The sequence below is a fragment of the Stenotrophomonas sp. P5_A8 genome (assembly GCF_056400545.1).
This window is the reverse complement of sequence record NZ_JBFULB010000474.1, coordinates 1-2,125: the sequence shown is the minus strand read 5'-3', so window position 1 is coordinate 2,125 and position 2,125 is coordinate 1. Positions and strand designations below refer to the sequence as shown.

Annotated in this window: 2 protein-coding genes; one reads left to right on the top strand and one right to left on the bottom strand. The window is 61.4% G+C overall.

The window, feature by feature from the left end:
- On the bottom strand, positions 1 to 344 hold a 344-nt coding region (locus tag AC1DQP_RS19735; RefSeq protein WP_478052329.1), incomplete at its 3' end, for a HEPN-associated N-terminal domain-containing protein.
- A 584-nt stretch (positions 345 to 928) separates the two neighbouring features.
- On the opposite strand from AC1DQP_RS19735, the gene AC1DQP_RS19730 reads away from it, so the two are divergent.
- Positions 929 to 2,125 (top strand): AAA family ATPase (locus AC1DQP_RS19730; RefSeq protein ID WP_478052328.1); only part of this gene is annotated, 1,197 nt, incomplete at its 3' end.

The window sequence follows — 2,125 nt, the reverse complement described above, 5'->3', positions numbered from 1 at the left end:
TATCCAGTTACATCAGCCCCGACAATATCCTCCCGCAGCTCGTCGGTCGGATAGAAGCCAAGCTTTTCCAGAACCTCGTCCGTGTCGAAGGTGGGTACGATCCATGCTCCTTCCATCCAGGGAGTGCCCGCGTTTGCAGGTTCGGCGTAGTACCTTCCCAGCACTTCATAGAGGTGTTCTTGGACGTGTTCGACAGGAAGAACAAGGATGTTGCACCTGCCGCAGTAGTCGCACTCGCCTTCGCCAATGTTGGCTCTCGACAGTCGCCAGACATCCTCCTGATTCAAACATTCCTCGCAGGTGCTCCGCTGGATAGAGCTCCAGCCTCTCTCCTGATCCTCCATCCATTCGTGCTTTGCCCGTCCCATCGTTACGCCCTCGAGCGCCCCATGCTGGCGCGAGTATAGCCACAGCGAACAGTGGTCTCCCGCTCGAGCGTGCTCCCCGAACCTTGCTCCTCGGCGGCCGGTCTTTGGGGCAGCTTCCCAAAAGACGGCCAACTCCTAAGCCGGTCCCAGGCACTGGGTAGCAATTACTCATCTCCGAGGCTATTCAGTTCCGGGTGTCCAGTTGAAGGGCCTGCGTCCTTCAAGCTGCAGAGGGGCGTGGCAGCACGCGCAAGGCGCTATTGGGTCGGAGACCATAGTTCGTGTCGAAAATGAGCCATAGTTTGTGCAGATCGAGGCGTTTGAGGTACCAACTATGGTGTACATGTACCGCATAGTTCGTTCATGTCGAAGGGTTATGCTTTTAAACCATAGGCTAAGCAAATCTCCAAATGTGGCCCCTTTAGTGCATAGTTTGTGCACTTAGGTCGATTCGGCCGATCACGAATAGAAGCAACACCCGCCTGTGAGCATGGCGCTGGCGGCTGATCAACAAAACCCGGGGGCGCAACCGACAGCGTCCTTCTGTGTAGAGGGGCTGCATGGCGAGCATTCGTTCCGAGTACCACCGCTTCCTGGCGCACCTGGCGCAGCGACAAGTGCACGACGATGTGCGCCGACTTGCGCACCTGGTGCTGAATCACTTGCAGTCACTGGCTGAGGTTGGCGCGGCGGGCCGCAGGCGATCCGGCCGCCTAGCGCCGCTGGCCATAGCCAACTTGGCGCAAACTCCGGTGGCGTACCAAGGAGACGGCCACGGCCCCGACGCTGGGCCGGCGCTTGGTCGCCTTCTTCAGCTCGAGGTGGGCCCGTTCCGCGGGTTCATGCGGCAAGAAACGTTCGACCTCAGCCATGACATCACCTTGGTCTATGGCGCCAATGGCACGGGCAAGAGCAGTTTCTGCGAGGCGCTGGAAGTTGCGATGCTCGGGTCCATCAGCGAAGCCCAGGTCAAGCGAGTCGACCAGCGTACCTACTGTAACAACGCCCGGCTGCGGCGCCATGTCACGCCCGTTCTCTCTTCCGGGGCGGCAGAGCGGGCCCAAGTCGTGCAGCCCGACGAGGCGGAGTACCGCTTCTGCTTCATCGAGAAAAATCGCCTCGATGATTTCGCGCGCATCGCGGCCCGTACACCGGGCGACCAGCGACAGCTCATTGCCACCCTATTCGGCGTGGATCAGTTCAGTGACTTCGTGCGCGGCTTCAATCCCACTCTCGACCAAGACCTGATGCTTGCCGGAGTCCAAGCCGCCCAGCTAGCGCAGCGGCGCTTGCAGTTGGCGAATTCCGAACAGACGATTGCCGCCTATCCACAGAAGATCGCAGCGATTGAGGGCATGGAACAGGCGTTGGCGCAACGCATGCCGCCCGACGCGACGTACCAGGGCTGCGTCGACTGGCTGCTTGGCACGCCTCAGCAACAAGGGCGGCTTCCGTACGTGCAGGCGCAACTCGTCGCCGTCCCTCCAGCGGTTCATGAAGTGACACGGGCACGTCTGCAGGGTTTGCTAGACGAGGCGTACCGCCTTCAAGGCCTGTGGCGGGCCGCCACCGAGCAGTTGGCCGCGCGTGCCGGTGACGTGTCGTATGCCAAGCTGTACGAGGCGGTGCTGGCTCTGGCCGATGGCGCAACCGCCTGTCCCGCATGCGGAACCGGGTTAGCTGCGGTGGCCCAGGACCCCTTCGCCAAGGCACGAGCGGGCCTAGAGCAGCTCGCGCAGTTGGCCGCCCTCCAACAG